Annotated in this window: 24 protein-coding genes; 22 read left to right on the forward strand and 2 right to left on the reverse strand. The window is 62.4% G+C overall.

Annotated elements, in window-relative coordinates; genetic code table 11:
- Positions 1–291: 291 nt before the first annotated feature.
- Positions 292–519 carry an AlpA family transcriptional regulator gene (locus HDG32_RS13900; RefSeq protein WP_184067702.1) on the forward strand — a complete coding sequence of 76 codons (228 nt, stop codon included), beginning with the start codon at positions 292–294 and terminating at the stop codon, positions 517–519.
- 448 nt (positions 520–967) lie between these two features.
- Here HDG32_RS13900 and HDG32_RS13905 read toward each other — a convergent pair whose 3' ends face one another.
- A complete protein-coding gene (locus HDG32_RS13905) occupies positions 968–1,252 on the reverse strand; it encodes a hypothetical protein (RefSeq protein WP_184067705.1) in 285 nt (94 codons plus the stop codon).
- Here HDG32_RS13905 and HDG32_RS13910 point away from each other — a divergent pair.
- From HDG32_RS13910 to HDG32_RS37235, 3 genes are read left to right on the forward strand one after another with little or no spacing between them, the layout of a single operon-like run.
- Entirely contained in the window at positions 1,245–1,535 is a 291-nt protein-coding gene (locus HDG32_RS13910) for a hypothetical protein (protein ID WP_184067708.1), read from the forward strand. The genes HDG32_RS13905 and HDG32_RS13910 overlap by 8 nt on opposite strands.
- A gap of 38 nt (positions 1,536–1,573) precedes the next feature.
- Entirely contained in the window at positions 1,574–2,314 is a 741-nt protein-coding gene (locus HDG32_RS13915; RefSeq protein WP_184067711.1) for an autoinducer binding domain-containing protein, read from the forward strand.
- The gene (locus HDG32_RS37235) at positions 2,298–3,329 is read left to right on the forward strand and encodes a fatty acid desaturase (protein ID WP_184067714.1); all 1,032 of its coding nucleotides are present in this window, start codon (positions 2,298–2,300) and stop codon (positions 3,327–3,329) included. Before HDG32_RS13915 ends, HDG32_RS37235 begins: the two co-directional genes overlap by 17 nt.
- On the opposite strand, the gene mnmH is transcribed toward HDG32_RS37235, so the two are convergent.
- Positions 3,255–4,313: a tRNA 2-selenouridine(34) synthase MnmH gene (gene mnmH / locus HDG32_RS13925; RefSeq protein ID WP_184067717.1), complete on the reverse strand. Its 1,059-nt coding sequence runs from the start codon at positions 4,311–4,313 to the stop codon at positions 3,255–3,257. The genes HDG32_RS37235 and mnmH overlap by 75 nt on opposite strands.
- A 421-nt stretch (positions 4,314–4,734) precedes the next feature.
- On the opposite strand from mnmH, the gene HDG32_RS13930 reads away from it, so the two are divergent.
- The 18 genes from HDG32_RS13930 to HDG32_RS14015 all read left to right on the forward strand — a co-directional run bounded on the left by HDG32_RS13930 (position 4,735) and on the right by HDG32_RS14015 (position 22,608).
- Positions 4,735–5,295: a hypothetical protein gene (locus HDG32_RS13930; RefSeq protein WP_184067720.1), complete on the forward strand. Its 561-nt coding sequence runs from the start codon at positions 4,735–4,737 to the stop codon at positions 5,293–5,295.
- A gap of 1,024 nt (positions 5,296–6,319) precedes the next feature.
- Positions 6,320–6,562 carry an AlpA family phage regulatory protein gene (locus HDG32_RS13935; protein ID WP_184067723.1) on the forward strand — a complete coding sequence of 81 codons (243 nt, stop codon included), beginning with the start codon at positions 6,320–6,322 and terminating at the stop codon, positions 6,560–6,562.
- Positions 6,559–6,885 (forward strand): hypothetical protein, encoded by a 327-nt coding sequence (locus HDG32_RS13940; protein ID WP_184067726.1) that lies wholly within the window; start codon positions 6,559–6,561, stop codon positions 6,883–6,885. Before HDG32_RS13935 ends, HDG32_RS13940 begins: the two co-directional genes overlap by 4 nt.
- A gap of 461 nt (positions 6,886–7,346) precedes the next feature.
- Entirely contained in the window at positions 7,347–8,195 is an 849-nt protein-coding gene (locus tag HDG32_RS13945) for a ParA family protein (RefSeq protein WP_184067728.1), read from the forward strand.
- Positions 8,188–8,766 carry a hypothetical protein gene (locus tag HDG32_RS13950; RefSeq protein WP_184067731.1) on the forward strand — a complete coding sequence of 193 codons (579 nt, stop codon included), beginning with the start codon at positions 8,188–8,190 and terminating at the stop codon, positions 8,764–8,766. The genes HDG32_RS13945 and HDG32_RS13950 overlap by 8 nt, the downstream gene beginning before the upstream one ends.
- Positions 8,763–9,410 (forward strand): lytic transglycosylase domain-containing protein, encoded by a 648-nt coding sequence (locus HDG32_RS13955; protein ID WP_184067735.1) that lies wholly within the window; start codon positions 8,763–8,765, stop codon positions 9,408–9,410. The genes HDG32_RS13950 and HDG32_RS13955 overlap by 4 nt, the downstream gene beginning before the upstream one ends.
- A gap of 35 nt (positions 9,411–9,445) precedes the next feature.
- Positions 9,446–9,787, forward strand: a complete 342-nt coding sequence (locus HDG32_RS13960) for a TrbC/VirB2 family protein (protein WP_184057238.1) — start codon at positions 9,446–9,448, stop codon at positions 9,785–9,787.
- A 13-nt stretch (positions 9,788–9,800) separates the two neighbouring features.
- Positions 9,801–10,121, forward strand: coding sequence for a type IV secretion system protein VirB3 (locus tag HDG32_RS13965; protein WP_184067738.1), 321 nt, complete (start codon positions 9,801–9,803; stop codon positions 10,119–10,121).
- A 1-nt stretch (position 10,122) separates the two neighbouring features.
- Positions 10,123–12,612 carry a VirB4 family type IV secretion/conjugal transfer ATPase gene (locus HDG32_RS13970; RefSeq protein ID WP_184067741.1) on the forward strand — a complete coding sequence of 830 codons (2,490 nt, stop codon included), beginning with the start codon at positions 10,123–10,125 and terminating at the stop codon, positions 12,610–12,612.
- Positions 12,609–13,766 carry a type IV secretion system protein gene (locus HDG32_RS13975; RefSeq protein WP_184067744.1) on the forward strand — a complete coding sequence of 386 codons (1,158 nt, stop codon included), beginning with the start codon at positions 12,609–12,611 and terminating at the stop codon, positions 13,764–13,766. The genes HDG32_RS13970 and HDG32_RS13975 overlap by 4 nt, the downstream gene beginning before the upstream one ends.
- A complete protein-coding gene (locus HDG32_RS13980; protein WP_184067748.1) occupies positions 13,763–14,470 on the forward strand; it encodes a type IV secretion system protein in 708 nt (235 codons plus the stop codon). Before HDG32_RS13975 ends, HDG32_RS13980 begins: the two co-directional genes overlap by 4 nt.
- Before the next feature lie 177 nt (positions 14,471–14,647).
- Positions 14,648–15,364, forward strand: coding sequence for a virB8 family protein (locus HDG32_RS13985; RefSeq protein ID WP_184067751.1), 717 nt, complete (start codon positions 14,648–14,650; stop codon positions 15,362–15,364).
- Complete coding sequence (locus HDG32_RS13990) at positions 15,361–16,197, forward strand: TrbG/VirB9 family P-type conjugative transfer protein (protein ID WP_184067754.1); 837 nt, start codon at positions 15,361–15,363, stop codon at positions 16,195–16,197. Before HDG32_RS13985 ends, HDG32_RS13990 begins: the two co-directional genes overlap by 4 nt.
- The gene (virB10, locus tag HDG32_RS13995; protein ID WP_184067757.1) at positions 16,190–17,407 is read left to right on the forward strand and encodes a type IV secretion system protein VirB10; all 1,218 of its coding nucleotides are present in this window, start codon (positions 16,190–16,192) and stop codon (positions 17,405–17,407) included. Before HDG32_RS13990 ends, virB10 begins: the two co-directional genes overlap by 8 nt.
- Complete coding sequence (gene virB11 / locus HDG32_RS14000; RefSeq protein WP_184067759.1) at positions 17,404–18,531, forward strand: P-type DNA transfer ATPase VirB11; 1,128 nt, start codon at positions 17,404–17,406, stop codon at positions 18,529–18,531. Before virB10 ends, virB11 begins: the two co-directional genes overlap by 4 nt.
- A gap of 14 nt (positions 18,532–18,545) precedes the next feature.
- Positions 18,546–18,947 carry a hypothetical protein gene (locus HDG32_RS14005; protein WP_184067762.1) on the forward strand — a complete coding sequence of 134 codons (402 nt, stop codon included), beginning with the start codon at positions 18,546–18,548 and terminating at the stop codon, positions 18,945–18,947.
- On the forward strand, positions 18,944–20,725 hold the full coding sequence (locus HDG32_RS14010; RefSeq protein WP_184067765.1) for a type IV secretory system conjugative DNA transfer family protein: 1,782 nt from the start codon (positions 18,944–18,946) through the stop codon (positions 20,723–20,725). The genes HDG32_RS14005 and HDG32_RS14010 overlap by 4 nt, the downstream gene beginning before the upstream one ends.
- Entirely contained in the window at positions 20,722–22,608 is a 1,887-nt protein-coding gene (locus HDG32_RS14015) for a PriCT-2 domain-containing protein (RefSeq protein ID WP_184067768.1), read from the forward strand. The genes HDG32_RS14010 and HDG32_RS14015 overlap by 4 nt, the downstream gene beginning before the upstream one ends.

Here is a 22,608-nt window from a genome sequence, read left to right on the forward strand (position 1 = left end):
CGCGGCCGCTGCGAACAGGTAGCGTTTCCTGGCGCACGCATCTCTCACGGGCCGCAAGGATTAGTTTCGGGCAAATCGCGAAGTTTCGCTCGCTGGTGGCTTGCCGGTGGGAGGATTGCCCCGTCGTCCCTGGAGAGTGGGAACAGCAGGGAATCCAGGGGAAATCGCCTTCGGAGTGTGGCTCCGGATTTCCGCAATCCTGTTCCTCATCGCAAGTTTGCAGCGCCTTCTGCGACAAGCTAGATTGGCGATGTCCGGGGTTATCCGGACGTAGTCGGGAGGGCCAGGACAATGGACGAACAGATTGTCGAACGCGCTGGCGCGAGAGTGCGCCTGATTCGCCTTCGCGAGGTACGTACCCGCGTTGGCCTCGGTGCAAGCACTGTATACCGGTATCTGGCGGTCGGGAAATTTCCACGGCCGGTGGAGATTGGCGGCGGCAGAGTAGCATGGCTGGAAAGCGAGATTGACGCATGGATCGCTAACCGCATGGAGGCGGGACGGCGCGGGCCAGGATGAAGTGGCTTATTCTGGTAGTCCGAGTGCGATGTTGTCATCCGTGCAATAAACGTACCGTGCGTCGTACTGCCAGGTATTTTATGCGGGACGCCATCGACGCACGCAATTGCTTGCTAGTCAGGCAAAGACGCCCCGGTTCTCCAGTACGGTTGGAACCATCGTGAATGGTAAGGGCGCGCGCCAGGTGGCCTCACGAGCTTGATTCGTAAAGGCATTGAGCTTACCTTTCGCTGTACCTTGCTCCCATTCTAGGGTGATTCGTGTAGTTCGTCTGGCATTGCAAATTTCGCTTCGAGGATTTGACGGTACACCAGCCCTCGGTCTTCGCGAGACGGGTGATATCACTCCTTCCAGACTTGGTTCGGTGCTGTTGCAGTGAGGTGGCGCTCCAGTTCATTGGGAACCACCGGCAAATTGTGGCTGATTGCGCAGACGAAATAAGACAGTGCTAAGCTAAGTCATTACTTGTCGGAACGCGAATTGTTTCATAAAGCTTTCGAATATGACAAACGTAATATCCGAACTGGGATTTCTTTGCCCCAAGTGTAGCTTCCCGATGGAAGACGGTTGGGAAGTCCTTGCTGCAGGGGAGATTCACCGCCTTACTTGCCAGTGCTGCGGCACCGAGTATGACGGTTTGATTGTCGAATGTTTCGCTTGTGGATCCGAGGACTTTATCACGAGCGTCTCGATAATCGATCCCGAAGGGATCGCCTGCTCTTCTTGTGGTCATTGCAATCGCCCTGCCGGAGCCGATGATGAAGAGTCTTGTTTTTGAGCGCGGGCTCAATATCGGTGGGGAACACGTCATGCTCAGCCTTTTCCTGGCGGCGCGCGGTTTTTCTCTTGAACGGCGGCTTATTGAAAGGGATCAAACAGCGTCTGTTCAAGTGCTGCCTATTTCTGCCTTAGGCGATCTACACAGATTTGCAGACGCGGACCCGTATTCGGAGGAACTGGCTCCGTTGTATTACGAAGTTCGGCGTCACCTTGTAGAAAATCGCGTGGCCGAATAGCTAGGCAAGCGCGTGAAGGGGTTGAGGAGGGTGAGGAAATGATTGCCCAACAGGCGTCCCGTGAAGTTGGCAGTCTCTTCGAAGAACTCATGGCCGCCAAGGACGACTCTGAACTGGCAGATTGCGTCAAATCAATCGTCACAGCGCTTGGTGGGGAGTCGTATGTCTTCGTTTCGCTTCATTCCAGCGCGACAACGGCTAGTCGTGCCACGCATCGCTTTCTCATTGGCTGCCGCCCAGAATGGTGCCAGATGTATAACGCCAATAAATGGTATATGACCGACCCGTTCTTGGAGTATGCGCGAAGCAACACCGCTCCGATAACGGGGTCCCAGATTGTCGCCGAAACACAAGGCCAGCGCGAAATGCTCGTCGCGGCTAGCGAACACGGCTTCAGAAGCGGGATCGTCGTGCCGGTCCACACCAGCGCCACAGAGCGTATGGGTGTTCTGTACATCGGATCTGAAGATAGCCAGGCTGTCGGGGAAAAGAGACTGACCGCGCACCGATTGTATTTCAGAGCGCTTGCCATGGAATTGCTCGATTGGTCCATCCGAATGGCTAGACGCGAGGTCCTTGAGGCGCATGGTATTACTGAAATGGATCTGCGTGTAGTGGGGTACCTTAGAAGTGGATTTACTGCGGAAGACATTGCTCGCGAGATGGACATCTCCGTTCAGACCGTCTACGTAAACTATAGAAAAATAAAGGACAAGATTGGTGTTTCGCACATCTCAGAAGCGGTTAAGTTCGCGGAAGTGAATGACCTTCTGGCGTAACTCGGGTAGAGCGTTTTGGCTCTCGCTCACTTTACCCACGGCTGCAGGCGCCCTGTTCTTTGTCGGACGCCCTTGGGCATTTGTGGCTGTGGTCCTGTTCGTTGTTCCTGCGCTGGACGCAACGATAGGGCGAGGAGCCCCCAGGTCGGGGCAAGCCATTGGGAAAACAGATGAAGATCAGGTACCTGGCTGGTTTGCTTTCTCTTGGGCCTTGGCACTCGGAATCGGTGCGCACCGTGCGTCAACTGCATCATGGGTGGAACTGATCGGACTTGGCGTCGCGTGCGGAGTGTTAAGCGCGACCGCAATGGCACACCTGCATGAGCTTACGCACCGACCAGCCAGAATATGGCAGCACGTTAGTGACCTGGCATTCGTCATCGCCGGCTATCCGCATTACCGGATTGCGCACCAACTGCATCATCGACATGTTGGAAATCCGCAATTCGGTTCGACTGCTTCATTGGGCACGACGGTATGGTGTCATGTTGGACGCTCTTATGCAGCGGGGTTGGTCTCGTCGTTTTCGCGGCGTTCCCATCCGGGGGGAAAGGTACCGCATAGCCTTTTTCGAAATGCACTTTTCACAATATTGTTGCTGGGCTTCGCCGCGCTTCTGCAATGGAAAATTGCGCTTTTCTATATCGGATACGCTGTTGTGAGCGTGTTTGTCGTTGAAGCAGTCGGGTACATGCAGCACTACGGATTCGACGCGGACATTTCGCGCACTGCGCTTACGTCGTGGGATGTTGACTTTTGGTTGTCGAACTGCCTACTCGTGAACAACGGCTTCCATAATGCTCACCATCAGGACGGTGAAACGCCATATCAGAGTCTCACCGCGCAACGAACCACTTTGCCGGGTGGTTACTTTCAAATGCTTTGGTTGACGCTTCTCTCGCCGTTCTGGTTTTCGATAATGAATCGACGAACGAAGGTCTTACTCAGGCGGCGGCGACGTCAGAGCGTCACTGTCAGAAATCAAACGTCTTGCGACGTTTGCGAGATACGATGAGTCAAGCGTTTCAAGTTGGATCTTGATGGCGTGCTCCGTATGCAAATAATTTTTTTTCGTCGAGCGAGTGTACGCAGGGTCGTAATAGTCGACCATGATGCTCTCGAAGAGAGCTTCGATCTCGCGGCGTTCAGCCATCGACGCCCACTTCTGTAGTGTCGCCCCGCTTACGAGTGCTTTTAGGTGGCCAAGTTGTGTGACTAGGCCCGTGGGGTCTATTTCGAAGTGGGGATACTCGCGACGCCACATTCCAATTCTTTCGCGCATCGGGGTCTCGACGGCGAATAAACGTCCGCCATGCATTCTATGGAACAGCGCAGTCGGCAATTGGACGTGACCGATTCGCTTGCTTTCACTTTCGATCCAAATCTGCTTTGCCGAGTCCAGACGACTTATCTCGGCAAGCAAAAGGCTGTCAAAAAATTTCTGGCTTGGTTGGGCTCGCCCTGGAATTGCCCCAATGATCGAGCCGCGGTGCGAGGCAAGGTCCTCTAGATCGATGACCTGTGCACCTGCCGTCCGTAGCGCGAGTAGCAGTCGAGTTTTTCCGCATCCGGTGGGGCCAGAGAGCACATTGAACTGCAAGTGCGCGGGGACCTCTTCGAGAGTCTGACGCACCCAATTTCGATATCCTTTCCAACCAGTTGGCAGCCTGTCGACCTTGTAGCCGATCGTTTCCAGAGCGTCTGTCCAAAGCTTGCTTCGCTTCCCACCACGGAAGCAATAAACCAGGACTGACATTCGTCGATCGCTCCGAAAAAGCGGAAGCTCGAGGTGCCGAGCGATGTTCTTTAGGGAGTAGGCGACACCGATCTGATACGCGCGCATCGGATTGGTGCGATGAGTAGTACCGACTTCCGCATACTCATCGTCGAAGACGACCGGAAGGTTTATGGCCCCAGGCAAATGATCTTCGGCAAATTCGCGTGGGCTTCGTGCGTCGATAATCAGGTCAAATTTCTTGAGGGCATCCAAATTATACATAATTCGCTCCTAGCATGTTTTTTTCAAAAGTCAATGCAAAATGGCATCGCCCCGATGCTAGGAGTGACGGATTAAACTCTCGCTTACTGAGCAGCTCGCTAACGGTCTGCAACTCTTGGTTCGAATTGGCGGATTTCTGTACGTCAGAACTGCCGTCACGGCATCGCCCCGTAGCTTTAGCGTAGCTGTATGGAGTTAGGAGTCGGAGTGACGGATATTTTGTTTGTGAAGATAAGCCGATTTTACGTCGGTGGGACCAAAGCGTCACCGAACAAGAAAAACGCAGGGCGCGTCATTGCACAACAGGCCCAAGCCCGTCGATGAAGGAGATGGCCCATCTGGTCATGCGGGAAAGTTTTGAGCGGACCCGTCGGGGGGCAGAGAGTGATGCGGCATAACGCTGCAGCCAATGAGGACGATCATGGATCACTCACATAACGCGTGCCAGGCACCAGGCGCTTGCGACGGAATCGTCTCAAGGGCTACCTTCAACACATTGCAGCGGCGCGTGGACCGGGCCGAGGCCGATGTCCGCCGGCTAACCGAGCGGTTGCGAGAAAAGGATCGACAGTTAGCTGAGATGGGGAAGGCGCTGCTGCGCACGGTAGCATTGCATCATGCAACCGAGGAAGGGCTGGAGGAGGAAATTGACTCTCTACGTGCGATAATTCCAGTGTGGAAAGCCTGCCTGTACACGAGCGCGGGGCCGTCGGAGCAGTCCGACGGAATCACAATTCACCTGCCGTTCATCACCGAAATTCTGTCCGGGATGTTCGATATCATGCACACGTTCTGGTCGAGCTATGACGAGAACAATCCGCCCAAGTCGTCTGTGGTCGCGCATGCGATCGACAAACGATTAAACCTAAAAGGCCAGCCCAATGGAGAAGCGTCGCGCAGCGGACAGACGTACGCTTCTGCGATTCGGCCTGACTGGCTAAAAGAAGCTGATAGTCGTCATCACACGCGACCCCGATCCTGACGGGGCGCTCTGACGGTAAGACGGGTTTGCCCGTCGCTTGATCCACTTGCTTGAATGGTCCCCGTAGTTCGCAGCCCTTGCTGGCGAAAGCACCGGGGTTCGTCATGAGCGAAACGGTACCATGTAGAGCAGGGCAGGCCAACTGCAGCGCGAATGGGTTGTACTTCGTGGGGCCGTTTCCGCGGCGGCCACCGTCCAAAGCCTTCATACGGCGTCGCTCTTTCTCAACGGCGTGACGGGAGAGAACCGCGTGGCTCCGGAAGGGGACCGGTTACGGGCAGCGCAGTTCTACGTCCAGTACGAACGGGTGGCAACAATGATCTTACGGACGATTCATACAGGTGGGGGCGAGTCCACAGGTCGGAGCACGCAGCGTGTTGGTGTCGTGGGCGGGAATCCGTCGGCGGCCCTTAGGTACGACTACTACTTTCGAGGCGAATCGACGTTTACGCTGCATGGCGTTACGATGCAATAACACAGCGTGTCGTCAGGCAACACTTGGGCGCTGGTATGAGGACGAAGTTCTGGCGTCCCTGTCGATCCGCTGGTGTCTTGGCACGCTTGCCCGTTCGGCCGGCGCCAGTGAGGCGGAAAAGTCAAGCCTGTCGACTACTTCGTCGGCCGGATTTGTCCGGCCACCGTCTGCATCGGCCAGGCCGCGGGTATCGAGGCGTCGAGCGAGGCGGGCTACGTCTCGCGATCCCGGATGGAGCACACGCCTTCGCGACCCACCTCACTTTGAGCCGTATCGCCCGGACTCGACGAGCTGCGCAACGTAGCTTTCGAGCTATTGTCCCGGATCGGCACCGATCATCGTCGTTTCTCCTTCGTAATGCACCTATCCTGAATCGTTTAGTAACTCTTAAAGATACCGACTGGGGTTCGTCTCACATGGTGACCGGTCAGGCTTTCACGACGGTGCCTCCCGACGATAAGACGGGTTTGGCTGACGGACGCAATCGCTGCTTGAATGCCCTCTGTGGTCCGGCCATCCGGGCCGGAAAGAAAACACAGGAGGGAAGTCATGTCCGTCGAAGACAACGAATCTCGGGCGATATTGCGCCGCCGGCAGGTCGAAGCGAAGACGGGGCTATCACGCTCAACCATATACCGGCGCATGCGGGTCGGCACGTTTCCGTCGGCAATATCACTGGGGGGCCGGATGGTAGGTTGGCGCGCAACTGACATCGGGCAGTTTCTCGCGAATCCGGCGCGTTACCGGGCACCGGAGCCGGAACACCGGGACAATGCGGAGTCGTTGCCATGAGCCGCGACCTCGCCGAGGCGCCCCTCGCCCGTCGACTTGAGAACTGGGGAAACGTGTCACGCGGTGCCTATGATCCGATCGATGCGGCGCTGGTGATGAAAGCATGGCAGACGTTGCATCCGTCGCATCGGGAAATACTGAGGATGGTCTATCTGTGGCATGCCGATCGCGAGGTTGTTTGCCGACGGCTGCGCATAGCCCGGCGGCCGGCGCAACGCTTCGACCTAGAACTCGCGGCAGCGCGTTTAGCGCTCGCGCAAGCCCTTGCCGGCAGGATGAAGGAAGTTGGTGCCAGCGGGCTACCTCCGGCCGAAGAAACATGAAACGCGCGAGCCTGTTTTCGGGCGATAATGCCCCGGGCGGCCCGCATTTTATTGCGCGGCGTCGTTCCGCTGGCGGGTGTCGGTGTCGAAGCTCCAAGATGTGAAATTTTTTTGGGAACACGATAGAACTCCATGGAACACGTGGGTAGATGGATAGGCGGAGACGCTCTCCCGGGCGCTTGCATTGCGTCTTGGGCTGAACTAGATTGAAGCCAACAATCTGATCCGGTCAACGTGCCCCGCACGACCGAGTACGCGTTAGCGGCCCCGCAGTTCGATGTCTGTGCGACGACGTGGTGTGCCGTGACGCATTCGCAAAAAGCCTGCATCTGCAGGCTTTTCTGCTTTCTGGCGCTGATGCAATGATCCCCCGTTGAGCCCGCGGTCAGCCTCTCTGGCGCCGCGGGTTCCTTTTTCTTCGCAGGTTCATCGACAGCGGGCGCGGCTGAGGACGATGAACCATGAAATCGCTTCTGATCATTTCGGCAAAGAGTAACTCAGGCAGGACGATGCTGACCTGCCTGCTTGCCCGTCACCTGCATCGCGTCAATCACTGGCGCGTGCTGGTACTGGACCTTGCCGAGCCGCCGCGCTGCGCACAGATGCTCGCCAGCGGGCAGCATGACGCGATCGGGTCCGGCAACCCGGTGCCGGACCCGCCCGGGCGCGCCCGACCCGCGCCCGGCGGCTGCGTTCGCGTGTTCAGCGGCGACGCCGTCGACGGTCTACGCTCGCGTGACGATCCCGCCCGCACCCGCTACTACGCGAACCTTCGTCATCTGCTATGCGTGGTGGCGCCGCGGTTCGACGTGTGCCTGATCGATACTCCCGTGCTGCCCGACCTGCGCGCTGTCTGTGCAGAGGCGCTGGTGGACGCGGTACTGAGCCCCATAGCGATGTCGCCGGAATGCGTCGACTGCGCCTCGGAAATCATCAACGGCACGTACGGGATCCGCAACGTCCGGGCGCGACTGAATCCGGCACTGCACTTTGTCGGGCTTCTGCCCGTCGTCGCAATCCCTGGACCGATGGAAGAAGCGTGGGTGAAGGTGATGGAAACGACGCTGCGTGAATGGCTGATCGCAGACCAGGCTTTTCCCCTCGGATACGCCTGGCTGCCCCGCCTGACAGCTGTCGGGCGCGCCGCGGGTTCCTCAGTGCCGCGCGGCCGGCCAGCCGCGCAGGATGTCCGGGTAGCCGAATCCTCGCGGACAGTAGTCGCCTGTCTGGAGGTCCTCGCTCGCCGGCTCGATGCAATCGGGAACGGTGCAATGCCTGCCCTTCGTCGTGCAGAGGTGTGCGATGCATGACGCAGCCATCTCATTCGACATTGCCATCGCCGGCCGCGGGCTGCTGCGGGTGTTGCGCCGCTGGTTGATTGTCCTCGCCGCATTCGTCGGTGCATCAATCCTGGCGCCTGGCACTGCCCATGCCGACGACTGGGGTTGCCAGGTGATCCTGTGTCTCTCGAATCCCGGTGGCCCTGAGCAGTATGGCGAGTGTGTCCCGCCGATCGAGAGGCTGTGGGCAGCCTTGCGCCATGGCGATCCTTTTCCGGCGTGTGACTTCGGTGCAGGTGGCTCGCAGGGGACGTCGGCGGTGAACATCTTTGCGGGCACCGGGTACTGCCGCGAGGACCTGCTGTACTGGGGCGGCCCTGAGCAGAGTGAGCTGCTATGCAATGCGCGCGGCGCAATCAATGTCGAAATCGACGGCGCCCTGTACACGCGGGTGTGGTGGGACGCGGGAGGCGCAGACCGCACGACCACTGAGTTCTACGGAGCCGGCAGTACCGTTATCCCGTACGAGCCGACCCAGTCCGCACGTCTCTTTCTGGAGCGGGAGTACGAAAGCTCGGGCGGTCAGGGAGGTGGCAAATGATTCCACTCACCGCATTCCTGGCCCTGACACAGCAGTGCGCGCCGGCCGTGGCTCCCGCCACGATGGCAGCCATCGTGCGGGTCGAGTCGGGTTTCAACCCGTACGCGATCGGGGTTGTCCATGGCCGTCTCGAGCGCCAGCCAGCGAACCTCAACGAGGCCGTTGCGACGGCGCGCGCGCTGGAGGCGGCCGGGTGGGATTACAGCGCAGGTCTCGCGCAGGTAAACCGGGCGAACTGGATCCGGTTCGGCCTGACGCCGGAGACCGTCTTCGATCCGTGCCGCAATCTCGCCGCCGGCGCGGCCATCCTCCAGGGCTGCTTCGAGCGCGCGCGGCACGAGTATGCAGGAGCGCAGGACGCATTGCGCGCGGGGCTGTCGTGCTACGCGAGCGGCGACTTTTCCACGGGATTTCGCACGGGCTATGTGCAGAGGGTCGTCGCCGAAGCTGCGCTCCCTGATCCGGTGGTTCCGGCGACTGCCGCCGACGTCCCGCCCATTCGCGTCATTCCGTCCAGTCCGCAGGGCGCGCGTTCCGGTCCGTCGCGCATCCCGGATGGAACGCCTTCGACCACGGGCCGCAGACGAAATCGCCAGACTGGTCTACCCGGCGACATGGCGCAGGAAAGCGCGGTCGTCTTCTGACCAAGCGAGACCCATGTGTGTAACAGGAGCAGCCCATGAAATCAGGACTACAAATCAAATGGAGAAATATTCCACGGGAGACGTGGATGCGTGGGTCGGCGCGAGCCGTCCGGCGCGGGCTCGCGATTGCGCCCCTGCTGGCACTGACGGTGACGCCGGCATATGCGCAGCTCTCTCAGGTCAACACCCTGCTGACAACGATCCAGACCACATTACTCAGCGTGGGTGCAGTGGTGTGCTCGATCTCAATCATCTGGGCGGGCTTCAAGATGATGTTCCAGCACGCGCGCTTTGGCGATATCGCCAACGTGTTCATCGGCGGCCTGTTCGTGGGCTGCGCCACGGTGATCGCAGCGATGCTGATCCCGACGAGCTGATCCGGAGGCGCACATGGACCAGCTCAGGGATCCCGTCTTCAAGGGCTGCACACGACCCGCGATGCTGTGGGGCGTGCCGCTTGTGCCGTTCCTGATGATGGGCGGCAGCATCCTGATTCCCGCGATCTGGGCGCTGCTCGCAAGCCCGCCGGTGGGCGTCGGCATCGTGCTGCTCCTCGTTCCGGTGTTCGTGACGATGCGTTCGGTCACGCGGCACGACGACCAGCGGCTTGCGCAGTGTGTGCTGTGCGTTCGTATGGCGTTTCGCCAGCGTAATCGCCGCTTGTGGGGCGCGCACGCCTACGTGCCGGTTCGCGTCAAAAGGAGGGGCTGACATGGCTGCGCAACCGCACCTCATCGATGTGGCCGAACGCGAGGTCGTGCTCGCGGACTTCGTGCCGTTCTCATCGCACGTGACCGACCACGTGATCCGCACGCGGGAAGGCGACTATCTGCGCGTGTGGAAGATCGCCGGCATTGCCTTCGAGGCGGCCGATCCAGGTGACATCGTGGTGCGTCACGAAGGGTTCAACCAGCTCGTGCGCAGCCTGCCGGGTGGCCATGTGGGACTCTGGTCCCATCGGCTCCGCCGGCGCGTGACTGACCACTTCGCCACGCCTTACGGCAACCCGTTCTGCCAGGAGCTTGCCACACGGTACTACGCGAGCTTTGCGGGCTACCGGATGATGGCCAACGAGCTGTACCTGACGGTCGTCTACCGGCCGCACCGCACACGTCTGGGGCGCATCTTCAGTCACGCAGCCCGTCGCACCGCCGACGATATCAGGCGGGACGAGTATGAGGCGCTGAAGGTGATGGCGGAACTCGCCGCGCAGGTCGAATCGGGCCTGAAACCGTGGGATCCGGTGGCCCTTGGCGTCTACAGGAACCAGGTTCGCGACGCGAAGCAGATCCACCACACGCAGCGGCCCGTGCGTTTCTCGGCGGCACTGGAGTTCCTCGGTTACCTCGTCAACGCCGCCTGGGAGCCCGTACCGGTGCCGTCTGGCCGCATTGCCGAGGCACTGCCGACGTCGAGACTTTTCTTCCGCACCGAGAAGGTCGAGATCCGCATGCCGGGCGCAACGCGCTACGCGGCGCTGCTCGACCTGAAGGACTACCCCGAAGAAACGGAGCCCGGGATGCTCGACGGTCTGCTCTACGGCGACTTCGAGTACATCGAGACGCAGAGCTTCACGATCCTTGACCGTCCCACGGCAAAGGAAGCGCTTGAGCGACAGCGCAACCAGCTGATTGCCGGCGAGGACGTCGCGGTGTCACAGGTCGAGGCGATGGACCAGGCGCTGAACGACCTGATCAATGGCGATTTCGTCCTGGGCGAATACCATTATTCGCTTGCCGTGCTCGGGGACCGCCCGGACGAGGTAGCGCGGCACGTGGCGAAGGCGCGCACGCAGCTCGCGGACGTGGGCTTCCAGACCGCGCTCGTCGACCTCGTGGCGGACGCGGCGTGGTTCGCGCAGCTGCCCGGCAACTGGCGCTACCGGCCACGGGAGGCGAAGCTCACCTCGCGCAATTTCTGTGGGCTCGCGAGCCTGCACAACTTCGCGACGGGCAAGCGCGACGGCAACCCGTGGGGCGAGGCAATCACCATTGTCAAGACGCCGAGCGGCCAGCCGCTCTATCTGAACTTCCACGCGACTCCGGAAAAGAAGGAATCGGCCGACGAGAAGGCACTCGCCAACACCCAGATCATTGGGCAGGCGGGCGCGGGCAAGACGGTACTTGAGCTGTTCCTGCTTGCCATGGCGATGAAGTATGGCGTCACGGGCGTTGTCTACGACAAGGACCGCGGTACCGAGATCGCGATCCGCGCGGTGGGCGGCCGCTACACCGTCTTTCACCGGGGTGTCCCGACTGGGCTCAATCCGTTCCAGCTCGAACCGGACGAGGCGGTACTGGATTTCTGGGAGCGCCTCGTGCGCCGGCTCGTCGACACGGGTGCGCCGCTTTCGGCCAGGGATGAGCTCGACGTTTCGCGTGCCGTGCGGGAAGTGGCCCGCATGGCACAGCCGCTTCGGCGCCTGTCGATGGTGCGGCAGCTGATGCCCAACGTGGGCGAGAACAGCCTGCATGCGCGACTGACCAAGTGGTGTGCGGGCGGCCGGCTCGGCTGGGTGCTGGACAACCCGTCGGACCTGCTGGATTTCAGCCACAACCAGCTCTTCGGCTTCGACGATACAGAACTGCTGGACGATCCGGAGGTGTCGACGCCGGTGACGATGTACCTGCTGCACCTGACCGAAAGCCTGATCGACGGGCGGCGCTTCATCTATGTGATGACCGAGTTCTGGAAGCGCCTCGGTGATCCGGTATTTACGGATTTCGCGAACAACAAGCAGAAGACCATCCGCAAGCAGAACGGTCTGGGCATCTTCGACACGCAGTCGCCGGCGGACGTCCTGCGCAGCCCTATCGCGCGGGCGCTCATCGAGCAGACCGCGACATTCTTCTTCCTGCCCAATCCGCGGGCGGACTACGACGACTACGTGCACGGCTTCAAGCTCACCGAGGCCGAATTCAATATCGTTCGCACGCTTGGGGAGAACAGCCGCCTGTTCCTTGTCAAGCAGGGACACCACTCGGCGATCGGCAGACTGGATCTCGGCGGACTCGGCGACGTGCTCGACGTGCTGTCGGGAACGACGGACAACGTCGAACTGCTCGACGGCATCCGTGCCGAGGTGGGCGACGAACCCGCTGCGTGGCTTCCCGTGTTTCATGAACGGCTGGCGCGACGGCGTGCGACCGGGGCAGCCCTGAACATGCTGGCCCCGCGTGTGTCGGGAAGAGGTGCTCGATGAGCGGCCTTTTCACAGCGGTTGGCGGCACGCTCGAAAACGGCATGTCGACGTACGTCACAAGCGTGTCCTCGGCGCTCTCCAGTGCGCTGGTGCCGGTCGTCACGACGGCCCTCACGATCTGGATCATCGTGTACGGTTTCGCCGTGGTGCGTGGCGAGGCCCATGAGTCGGTACCGGCATTTGCGTGGCGTGGGATGAAGGTGGCCATCATGCTTGCCTTTGCGCTCGGTGCGGGCATCTACCAGTCGCAGATCGTCACCGCGGTGGAGGGCGCTACCTCAGGCCTGGCCCGGACGATCCAGACTGCGGCCGCGAATGCCGGAGCCGGCAACGCCGGCTGCGGAACGGTGAGTGGCGCCAGCGTGACGGGTACGAGCGCGTCCTCCATTTACCAGACCCTCGACTGCTATGACCGGCAGATCGACATCGTGATGGATGCCTACTTCAACAAGGCGACGCACGAAGGCTTCAGCATGGCGGGCATCGTGGCCGGTATCGGCGATTTCTTTTGCGGGCTGGTAGCCGCGCTCGGTGCCTCGGTCTTCCTGATCGTCCTCGCATTCGAGGTGCTGATGGCGAGGATGCTGCTGGAGCTTGTGCTCGGCCTTGGCCCCCTGTTCATCGCATGTGGCGCATTCAGCCCGACAGCCCGGTTCTTCGAGGCATGGACCGCGAAGATTGCGAACTACGCGCTGTTGCAGGTACTCATTGCGGCGTTTCTGGGCATGGCGCTGATCGCGTTCTCCGCAGATCTCGCGCCGTTCCAGGTGACGACCTCGGCACCCGATGCGAATGCGTCCTCGCTGACAGCCGCTGTTCACAGCGCACTCGACAGCGCAGCGTCTTGGGGAGCGGGACTGGGAATGTGCGTCACGGGCCTCCTGCTGGCCACTGTCGGATGGCAACTGCCTGGGGTCGCCTCCGGTCTGGCTGGTGGCGCGACCCTGTCCGGGTTTGGTGCATTCGTTGCGGGATACGCCGCACGCCAGGCGCTTCGCGGCGTCGGTGCCGTCATGCGCTTCGGGCACGGTCCACGCCGGCCGGGCGGAAAGATTTCGGATGGCGGAGCGGGAAGCGGTTCGATGCCAGCCTACCAGCGTGCGGCCCGCGAGCACCTGGGCGATCAGGGAAACGATGGAGAGTCAGCATCATGACCACTTCACATGTACGGCGCGCTCTGATAGCAGGCGCAATCGCCGCGACCGGTTGCCTGTCCTCCGTCGTTCGTGCCCAGGGGATTCCTGTGTATGACGCACAGAACGTCGTGCAGGCGATCGCGACTGTCGGGCAACTGAAGGAGGAAGTGCAGCAGGAGCTCCAGCTGTATCAGTCGCTCAGTGGCACCCGTGGATTTGGGTCCCTGATGAGCAAGCCGGTTCTGTCGAACTCGCTGCCGTCGAACTGGCAGTCCGTCTATACGGCGATTCAGAACGGCGGATATGCGAGTCTCACCAGCAGTGCGCAGACGCTGCGCTCGGCGAGCGAGATCTACAACTGCGAGGACCAGAACGGCGTCGACCAGCAGGTCTGTCAGCGCGCGCTCAACAAGCCGTTCCAGGACAAGGCATTCGGCACACAGGCGTACCAGACGGAGCTCCAGGAGCTCGACCAGATCCAGGGCCTGATGCAGCAGATCGATGTGACGCAGGACCAGAAGGGCATTTCGGAACTGGAGGCTCGCATCCAGATTGAGAGCACGGCGGTTGGCAACGAAATGACGAAGCTGCAGCTCTTCAGGATGCTCGCCGATTCCGAAGACCGGCTGATTGCCGGGCAGCAGCAGGAGCTCGTCCTTAAGCGCGCCGGCAATACCGCACGGTTGCAGGACCAGATGGTACCCGCAAGTTTTGGCAACTGAGTTCGGTAACCGAGGAGGATGACATGATCCGTTCCATCACCGCGGTCGTTGTCATGCAGTTAGTGATACTTATTAATGGGTGCGCCGGCAGCCCACCTAAACCCGTTCTGCCGGATGGCTCGCAACGTGTTCCGGTGAACCGCGTCCCACCCACGCCCCCATCGGATGGAGGCGGCCATGAGCAGTGACCGTGACTATCGTCGGGCGCTCGATTTCGAGGTGTCGGTCACGCACCTGCAGGAGCGGTCCGAGCGTCGGGCATGGTACGTGGCCGCGACCTCGGTCGTGGTGGCCATCCTGTGTGCAACCGCATTGGCTGTGATGATCCCCTTCTATCGGCTCGTGCCACTGCCGATCGAAGTTGACCGGCTGACGGGCGAAGCGCAGGTGATCGACGTGCTCGACGCGAAGCACATCCCTATGCGCGACGTCGAGGACAAGCACTGGGTCGAGGTGTACGTGCGCTCGCGCGAGCGTTTCGACTGGGGCCTGCTGCAGATGGACTACGACCGCGTGCTCGACATGAGCGACGACCGGGTCGCGCGTGATTACCGGGCGATCTACGGCGGACCGGACGCGCTGGACCGGCAGCTCGGGGCAAATGCACAGCGGCGCATCCGCATCCTCTCGACGACGCTTGTGCCGGATGAACCGGGGCATGCCGTCGTGCATATCGAGCGGACCTCGTGGAAGAACGGTATCGATAACGCGGAGGCGCCGCAGCGTTTCGTCATCACGCTGGCCTTCACGTACCGGCCATCCGTCTTTACACGCGAGCGCACGGCGATTGAAAACCCGTTCGGCTTCAGGGTGACCGCATACAGCCGCGATCCCGAATACGCCCCTGCAGCGTCATCGCCGGCGTCACAGTCGGTCCCGGGAGGTGCACGATGAGACTGGACAACCTGGTGAGAACCGTTGTGCTGGCGACCACGCTGGCAGCGCTCTGCGGTGGCGCCCGCGCGTACGACGTGCCCGGCTGGTCCGGCGACTCGCGTGTGCGCCAGGTCGTGTATCGGCAGGACGAGGTGGTGCGGGTCATCGCACAGCGCGGTTTCGCCACGCACATTGCGTTCGATCCGGCCGAGCACATTCTCGTCGTGGCCCCCGGCGACCGGGACGGATGGCAGGTGGTTGCAAACCGTGGAGACCACGACGTCTACCTCAAGCCCCAACTCGCCGCGCACGACACGAACCTCGAGATCCGTACAGACCGGCGCAGCTACAGCTTTGACCTCGTGGTGCTGCCGCTCAGGGCCCGGTTCGCCAACGACGAGGAGATGTATCGCATCACCTTCGTCTATCCCGACGCGCAGGGGGCAAAGACAAAGGCCACCGATGATGCCGCCCTCGTGCGGGCGCGTCTGGACCAGCCGCCGGCGGTGCGCAATACCGCCTACTCGATGCAGGTGATGCCGCACTCGGAGGATATCGCGCCTACTGCGGCATGGGATGACGGGCGCTTCACCTATATCCGCATTCCCAACAACCGGCGTATCCCTGCGATCTTCCGCGTGGCCGGCAACCACAGCGAAAGCGTCGTCGACCGGCACATGGAAGACGACGTGATCGTCGTGCATGAGGTCGCGCGACGTTTCGTGCTGCGTCTCGGTGACGAGGTGGTCGGTCTGTGGAACGACGCGTTCGACGTGGACGGGGTGCCGCCTGCGGATGGCACGACGGTGAGCGGTGTGAAGCGTGTCCTGCGGAGCGACGGCCATGAATGAGGAAACGCCGCGCAATGTGATTGCGCCCGAGGTTGTGTCCGAGGGCGACACCGCAAAGGTCACAGGAACCATAAACGGTGACCTTGCGAACCAGCCAACCGATCGTGGCATGCCGGAGCTGGGGCAGCAGGGTGGTCGGCCCCGTGCCTGGTGGCTTGCGCCGCTCGTGGTCGTAGCGGTCTTGATCGGCGGAGCGGTCTGGACGATACACGGGTTTCTCGAGCGGCACGATGCGGCTGAAAAGGCCAGACGAGACGCCGTGCAGGACCAGCCGTCTCAGGGGCGGGTGTTCGGCGACGGGACCGTAGCGGCATCAGCAGTTGCCGCAGTGCCAGGCAGCCCGGTCACAGCGAGTGCCGCCGCGTCGGCCCCCGTTGCCGCCGCGACGCCCCACACTCCTGTCCATACCGCGCCGGCTCGCAGCTATTACGACGCGCCGCTGCTCGCCACCGGAAGCACAGGCGGAAGCAATGGTCCCGCCAACGCAGCGGCGGAGCTTGCCGCATCAACACCGGGCGTTTCACCGGGCGCGACTGCTGTGATGGTCAGCCAGCCCCTGGGCAGCAGTCCGCTTGCCCAGGCGCTGACGCCGACCGTGACGCCGAAAGCGCGCGCGGGCTTTCTGGGCAACCGCAGTCTGGTCCTTGCAGAAGGCGCCAAGATCGACTGCGTGGGAGATACCGCGTTCGATTCGACCCAGGCGGGTATCTCGACCTGCACGGTGACGAAGAACGTCTATTCGGATGACGGCCATGTGGTGCTGATTGAACGCGGTTCGCAGATCAACAGCGAGTACCGCTCGAACCTGGCGCCTGGGCAGAAGCGGGTGTTCATCCTCTCGGCCCGCATCAAGACCCCCGAAGGGGTGACGGTCGAGATCGATTCACCGGCCGCGGACGCGCTCGGACGCATGGGCGTGAGCGGCTATGTCAACAACCATTGGGGCGAACGGATCGGCGCGGCCATGCTGTTCGGCATGACGCAGGACGCGATCGGCTATCTCGCGACGCGCGGCGGCAACAGCAACGGCTCGGTGGTGTTCGAGAACACGCAGCAGCAGGGCAATGACATGGCCTCGCGGGTACTCGACAGCACGATCAACATCCCGCCCACGCTGTCGCAGAACCAGGGGGCCGAGTTCACGATCGTCGTCGCGCGGGACCTGGACTTCAGTGCGGTCTATGCGCTCGATCCGGAGGGCTCGCGATGAACGCGCCGGCCCACATCCTGAGCGACGCACCTGTGTCAGCCGATGCCCCACTGCCGAGGCTGGCAGAGGACGCGTCGGTACGCGAGCTCATGCGGCCGTTCGCGGGGCTGCTCGATGACCCGACGGTCACGGAGCTGGTGATCAACCGGCCACAACGCGTGCTGACCGAAACCCATCTCGGATGGCATGTGCACGAGTGCGCGGACCTTGATTTCGAGCGCCTGATGTCGTTCGCGGTCGCGATTGCCACGCTCACGAACCAGGAGGTCTCGGCGCTGCATCCGGTGCTCTCCGCGCTGCTGCCAGGTGATGCGCGCATCCAGATCGTGATCCCGCCGGTGGTACCTCCGCGTACCGTGTCGGTGACGATCCGCCGTCCCTCTTCGCGCGAGAAAACGCTCGATACGTATGCAGGCGAGGGCCTGTTCGCGCACACCACGTGGCGCCGCCCGGCTGGACTTGATGAGGCGATGCCGGCGCTACGGCCTCTCGATCGCGAACTCGCCAGGTACCTCGAAGCGCGTGATTTCCCGGCCTTCTTCGAGCGGGCGGTGCGCGGGCGGCTGAACCTCGCGATCGTGGGCAACACCGGCTCGGGCAAGACGAGCTTCATGAAGACGCTGTGCCGGTACATTCCGGCCACCGAGCGCATCGTGACGATCGAGGATGTGCGCGAACTCTTCATCCGCCACATCGACAACTGCGTGCACCTGATCTACAGCAAGGGTGGTCACGCTCAGGCGCGGGTGACGCCCGCGGACCTGATCGCCAGCACGATGCGCATGCGTCCCGACCGCGTGTTGCTCGCCGAACTGCGCGGCAGCGAGGCGTACGACTTTCTGAAACTCCTGACCACGGGCCATTCGGGTTCGATCACGAGCTATCACGCATCGAGCGCCCCGGTCGCGATCGAGCGGTTCGCGCTGATGGCGAAGGAACATCCGGAAGCTTCGACGTGGGATGACGCGGCACTGCGCCGGCTGCTCTTCATGACGATCGATGTGGTGGCGCACATGGAGGCTACGGCTCTTTTCGACGGGTCAGGTGAGCAGACCGGCCGGCGATGGTCGATGACGGAAGTCTGGTTCGATCCGCTGCATCGCCATCAGGCGGATTTCCGGTGAAAGGAGAGCAGGTCATGGACATCGGAAAGTCAACCGGAACGGTACGGTCAACCACCAGGGGGGGCGGGTATCACGCGGTGCGCGCGCTGGTCACGCTCGCGATTGTGGCCACTGCTGCTGCCGGTCTGATCCTCGCCCTCTGGCCGGCGTCGTTTTTCTTCGTCGCGAGCCAGCATGCCAATCCGCTTCATGCCGGGTTTCATGCCTGGCCGGATGCTGCACTGGCCTGGTACGACGGACGCCTGCCAGGGCAGGGGCGGCGGCTTGCTGGCGCCGCGCTGTTCGGCCTCGTGCTCGCGTTTGGTGCGCCGGCGCTTGGCGCTTACACGCTGCTGGGTCGCTCCGGCCGCCGGCGTCTCTATGGCAGCGCGCGGTTCGCAAACGAGGCGGACATCCGCCGGGCAGGGCTGCTATGAGCACGGTGACGACATCAGAAGCATTCAGCTGCCCGCCGCTGGTCGTGGGCGTCTGGCGTGGCCGCTACCTTCGGTTCACGGGCCAGCAGTTCGTGCTGCTTGCGGCGCCGGCACGGTCGGGTAAGGGCGTCGGCATCGTGGTGCCCAACCTGCTCAGCTACCCGGATTCGGTGGTCGTGCTCGATATCAAGCAGGAGAACTTCAACCTCACGGCAGGGTTTCGTCGCGCACACGGCCATGACGTGTACCTGTTCAATCCGTTTGCCGAGGATGGCCGTACGCACCGGTATAACCCGTTGTCGCCGATCCCGGACGGATTGTTCCGCGTCGGCGATATTCTTGCAATCGGATATGCGCTGTATCCGGTCGGCGGTCACGACGACTTCTGGAAGGATCAGGCCCGCAACCTGTTTCTCGGGATCGTACTGCTGCTATGCGAGTGGCGCGATGCGCGCCGCAGCGGCGACACCGATGTGCCCGACTATCCGGTGACGATGGGCGAGGTGCTGCGGCAGTCGTCCGGTAACGGCATGCCCGTCAAGGTGTATCTCCAGCAGGCGCTGCTGCAGAACCGGCGGCTGCTCACTGGTGCGTGCGTCGACGCGCTGAACCGCTTTCTTGCGAACGACGACAAGGTCCTTGCGAGCATACTCGCGACGTTCAATGCGCCGCTGACGATCTGGGCCAATCCGATCGTAGATGCCGCGACGAGCGCCAATGACTTCGACCTGCGCGACGTGCGCAGGCGCCGCATGTCGGTGTATGTCGGCATCACGCCGGACCACCTGGCCGAGGCCGCGTTGGTCGTCAACCTGGTGTTCTCGCAACTCGTCAATCTGAACACGCGGCAACTGCCCCAGGACAACCCGGAGCTGACGGTACAGTGCCTGATGCTGATGGACGAATTCACGTCGGTCGGCAGGATTCACATCATCGCCCGCGCTGTCGCCTATATGGCGGGATACAACCTGCGGCTGCTTTCGATCGTGCAGTCGATCTCACAGCTTGAATCGGTCTATGGCCGCGCGGACGCGAGGACTTTCGTCACGAATCACGCGATGCAGATCATCTACGCACCACGTGAGCAGAAGGATGCGAACGAATACTCGGAGATGCTCGGCACCTTCACGGACCGCTCGCGCAGTGTGAGCCGGTCGACCGCGATCTTTGGCGGCCGGGGCGGCTCGAGCGAGAGCTTCTCCGAGCAGCGCCGGCCCCTGCTGTTGCCTCAGGAACTGAAGGAACTGGGGCGCGAGAAGGAAATCATCCTGCTCGAAAACACGAAGCCGATCCTGGCCGAACGGATCTGCTACTGGCGTGATCCGGTGTTCACCTCCCGCCTGCGCACGGCGCCAGCCGTCCCGGCGATGGATCTCGTGCGTTTTGTGGCTCAGGTCGAACGGCGCGTGAGGGATGTGCAACCTGACGACGTGGATGAAGCCGGCGTGATGCACATTCCGCCGGAGTATCTGGAAGTGCTCCAGGCCTGGGATCCGCGCGACCTGCCACGGCACCTTAACGACATGAGCGACGACGAGGCCGCCGCCTATGCCGAGCGGCATTTCATGCTGCTAGGGGTGCCGGCTGCGCGCATTGCCGTCGCGGCGCGGCGGCTGTCGCCGTCTGATCTCGACGTCGCGGAACTGCGCCCCTCGGATGGCACGCTTAGGCGGAAGTCTGCGCGCGCCGCGGGCGCATGTCGCACCCAGCGCGGGCGAGCTGCATCGCATGTGGGTGACAGTTCGAATGTCGTGCCGCTTCACGGAGAACGCCAATGAATGCCCGGTACCTGAGTGAAGAGGAGCGTGCGCGCGCGGCACTGGCCACGATTCCAGCCGAAGACTACACCACCTGGGTCGACATGGCGTTCGCGCTCAAGCAGGGATTCGGCGAGGCCGGCTTCGACATCTGGGACGAATGGAGCCGCACCGCCCACAACTATAGCGAGCGTGCGGCGCGGGTGACGTGGCGCTCGGCCGGAGAGTCGGGCGGCAAGACACTCGCGTCGCTCTTCTGGCTGGCGCAGCAGCACGGCTTCGATGTCAGGGCGTCGCGCGCGGCGATGGAACCGACGGACCGACCGCGCGTGCCATCAGCGCGTCCGTCCGTGGACCAGGCGCAGCAGGAGGACATAGTTGAGGCGCGTGTGCGTGCGCGACAGGCGGCCGTCGCGCGGGAGGCACTGGCGATCTGGAAGTGGGCACGGCCGGTGGGGCCCGGACATCCGTATCTCAAACGCAAGCAGGTCAGGGCGGTCCCCACGCTGCGCGAACTCGAGGCCGAGGAGCTGCATGCGCTGCTCGGATATGCGCCGCGCAGTGCCGGGGAGCCGCTCACCGGCCGCGTGCTGGTGGTGCCGGTCCGCATCGGCGAGACCCTTTCGACACTGGAACTGATCGATGCCGAAGGACGCAAGTCTGCGCTGGCCGGTGGTGCCAAGTCGGGCGGCTACTGGGTGGTTGAACCGGGCCAGTTTCGCGAGGGTGCGGTCACGCCGATCCTGATCGCCGAAGGGGTGGCAACGGCACTGGCAGTCTGGCAGGCGACTGGCTGGTTCAGCGTCGCCGCGCTGTCGAGCGGCAACCTGCGGCCGGTGGCAGCGATGTGGCGCGGCCGTTACCCGGAAGGGGAGATCGCGGTGCTCGCCGATCTCGGTGCCGGGTATGAACATGCGAAGCAGGCCGCGCTCGGCACGTCGTCGCTGCTGGCAGAACCGCACTTTGCACCGGAGGCCCGCATTGTCGGCGAGATGCCGACTGACTTCGATGACATGACCGTGCTGTCCGGATCCCGTGCCGTTGGTGAGCTTTTACGGCAGTCACTCTACGAGGCGCCTGGGCGGGCGGTTGTGGATGCGGAAGTGACTGGACAGGCCATGGCTGAAGACGGATCGGGCGATGCACTGAAGGAGGGTGAAATGGGTAACGTGAAAGAGAAACTCGTGGGTGACGCAGAGGCGTCGGGCCGGCGTCGTACCTCGCGTCGGCGGGCGGCGAATCAGGACGCGCCAGGACTGGCACTGCAGGAAAACCCGGCGCCTGCAGCCGGGCAGCCACAGTCCCAGCCGCCGGAACAGGACCGGCGCGTGACCAAGGCGCCGAACGTTGAGTCTCCACCAGCGCGTGCGCCGGATGCGCCGGTGCGCCGTCAGGTGGGCGAACCGCTGTATGGACTCGACGAGGTGCCGGGCGAGATCAAGGCGCTGGCCCAGCATCGTTTCGGCGCACAGATCCGCATGGCGACGCCCCGTGAGAATGGTGGTCCGTACCGTGGCGAGGTGATCAACACCGAGCACTACCTGATCCAGGAAGTGTCGACGCGTAGCGTGGTATTCCACGCGAAGGCGAGTGTGGAATTCGTCTCGGACCGGCTGCGGTGGATGGACGAAAACCAGCGCCTCAATGGGGCGGAGGTGCAGGTTGGCTACGACGGCAACCACGGGAAGGTGTATCCGTGGGACCGTGCGCGCGATCTGTTCGAGCGCACGGTTGCATCCCTGAAGAAGTCCGCACGCGAGGTGGGTTTCGGCAACGACCTCGATGCGACACTCGACCAGTTGCAGGGCGTGTCATGGACGCGGGTGAGGGAAGCACGGGCAGCCGCCCTCGCGCAGTCGAAGGAGCGCGCCGGCCGCGAACAGGGTGAAGGGCAGCAACGCTGA

This window comes from Paraburkholderia sp. CI2, from assembly GCF_014201055.1.
GTDB lineage: Bacteria > Pseudomonadota > Gammaproteobacteria > Burkholderiales > Burkholderiaceae > Paraburkholderia > Paraburkholderia tuberum.

Bases quoted from the DNA above. Each gene is read 5' to 3' on its own strand.
- HDG32_RS14010 (WP_184067765.1), top strand. From the start codon at position 18,944: ATGAGCACGGTGACGACATCAGAAGCATTCAGCTGCCCGCCGCTGGTC.
- virB11 (WP_184067759.1), top strand. From the start codon at position 17,404: ATGAACGCGCCGGCCCACATCCTGAGCGACGCACCTGTGTCAGCCGAT.
- HDG32_RS13940 (WP_184067726.1), top strand. From the start codon at position 6,559: ATGAGCCGCGACCTCGCCGAGGCGCCCCTCGCCCGTCGACTTGAGAAC.
- HDG32_RS13965 (WP_184067738.1), top strand. From the start codon at position 9,801: ATGGACCAGCTCAGGGATCCCGTCTTCAAGGGCTGCACACGACCCGCG.
- HDG32_RS13985 (WP_184067751.1), top strand. From the start codon at position 14,648: ATGAGCAGTGACCGTGACTATCGTCGGGCGCTCGATTTCGAGGTGTCG.
- HDG32_RS13905 (WP_184067705.1), bottom strand. From the start codon at position 1,252: ATGACCACAAGAAGAGCAGGCGATCCCTTCGGGATCGATTATCGAGAC.
- HDG32_RS13900 (WP_184067702.1), top strand. From the start codon at position 292: ATGGACGAACAGATTGTCGAACGCGCTGGCGCGAGAGTGCGCCTGATT.
- HDG32_RS13960 (WP_184057238.1), top strand. From the start codon at position 9,446: ATGAAATCAGGACTACAAATCAAATGGAGAAATATTCCACGGGAGACG.
- HDG32_RS14005 (WP_184067762.1), top strand. From the start codon at position 18,546: ATGGACATCGGAAAGTCAACCGGAACGGTACGGTCAACCACCAGGGGG.
- HDG32_RS13990 (WP_184067754.1), top strand. From the start codon at position 15,361: ATGAGACTGGACAACCTGGTGAGAACCGTTGTGCTGGCGACCACGCTG.
- HDG32_RS13935 (WP_184067723.1), top strand. From the start codon at position 6,320: ATGTCCGTCGAAGACAACGAATCTCGGGCGATATTGCGCCGCCGGCAG.
- HDG32_RS13955 (WP_184067735.1), top strand. From the start codon at position 8,763: ATGATTCCACTCACCGCATTCCTGGCCCTGACACAGCAGTGCGCGCCG.
- HDG32_RS13970 (WP_184067741.1), top strand. From the start codon at position 10,123: ATGGCTGCGCAACCGCACCTCATCGATGTGGCCGAACGCGAGGTCGTG.
- virB10 (WP_184067757.1), top strand. From the start codon at position 16,190: ATGAATGAGGAAACGCCGCGCAATGTGATTGCGCCCGAGGTTGTGTCC.
- HDG32_RS13915 (WP_184067711.1), top strand. From the start codon at position 1,574: ATGATTGCCCAACAGGCGTCCCGTGAAGTTGGCAGTCTCTTCGAAGAA.
- HDG32_RS37235 (WP_184067714.1), top strand. From the start codon at position 2,298: ATGACCTTCTGGCGTAACTCGGGTAGAGCGTTTTGGCTCTCGCTCACT.
- HDG32_RS14015 (WP_184067768.1), top strand. From the start codon at position 20,722: ATGAATGCCCGGTACCTGAGTGAAGAGGAGCGTGCGCGCGCGGCACTG.
- HDG32_RS13975 (WP_184067744.1), top strand. From the start codon at position 12,609: ATGAGCGGCCTTTTCACAGCGGTTGGCGGCACGCTCGAAAACGGCATG.
- HDG32_RS13930 (WP_184067720.1), top strand. From the start codon at position 4,735: ATGGATCACTCACATAACGCGTGCCAGGCACCAGGCGCTTGCGACGGA.
- HDG32_RS13945 (WP_184067728.1), top strand. From the start codon at position 7,347: ATGAAATCGCTTCTGATCATTTCGGCAAAGAGTAACTCAGGCAGGACG.
- HDG32_RS13980 (WP_184067748.1), top strand. From the start codon at position 13,763: ATGACCACTTCACATGTACGGCGCGCTCTGATAGCAGGCGCAATCGCC.
- mnmH (WP_184067717.1), bottom strand. From the start codon at position 4,313: ATGTATAATTTGGATGCCCTCAAGAAATTTGACCTGATTATCGACGCA.
- HDG32_RS13950 (WP_184067731.1), top strand. From the start codon at position 8,188: ATGCATGACGCAGCCATCTCATTCGACATTGCCATCGCCGGCCGCGGG.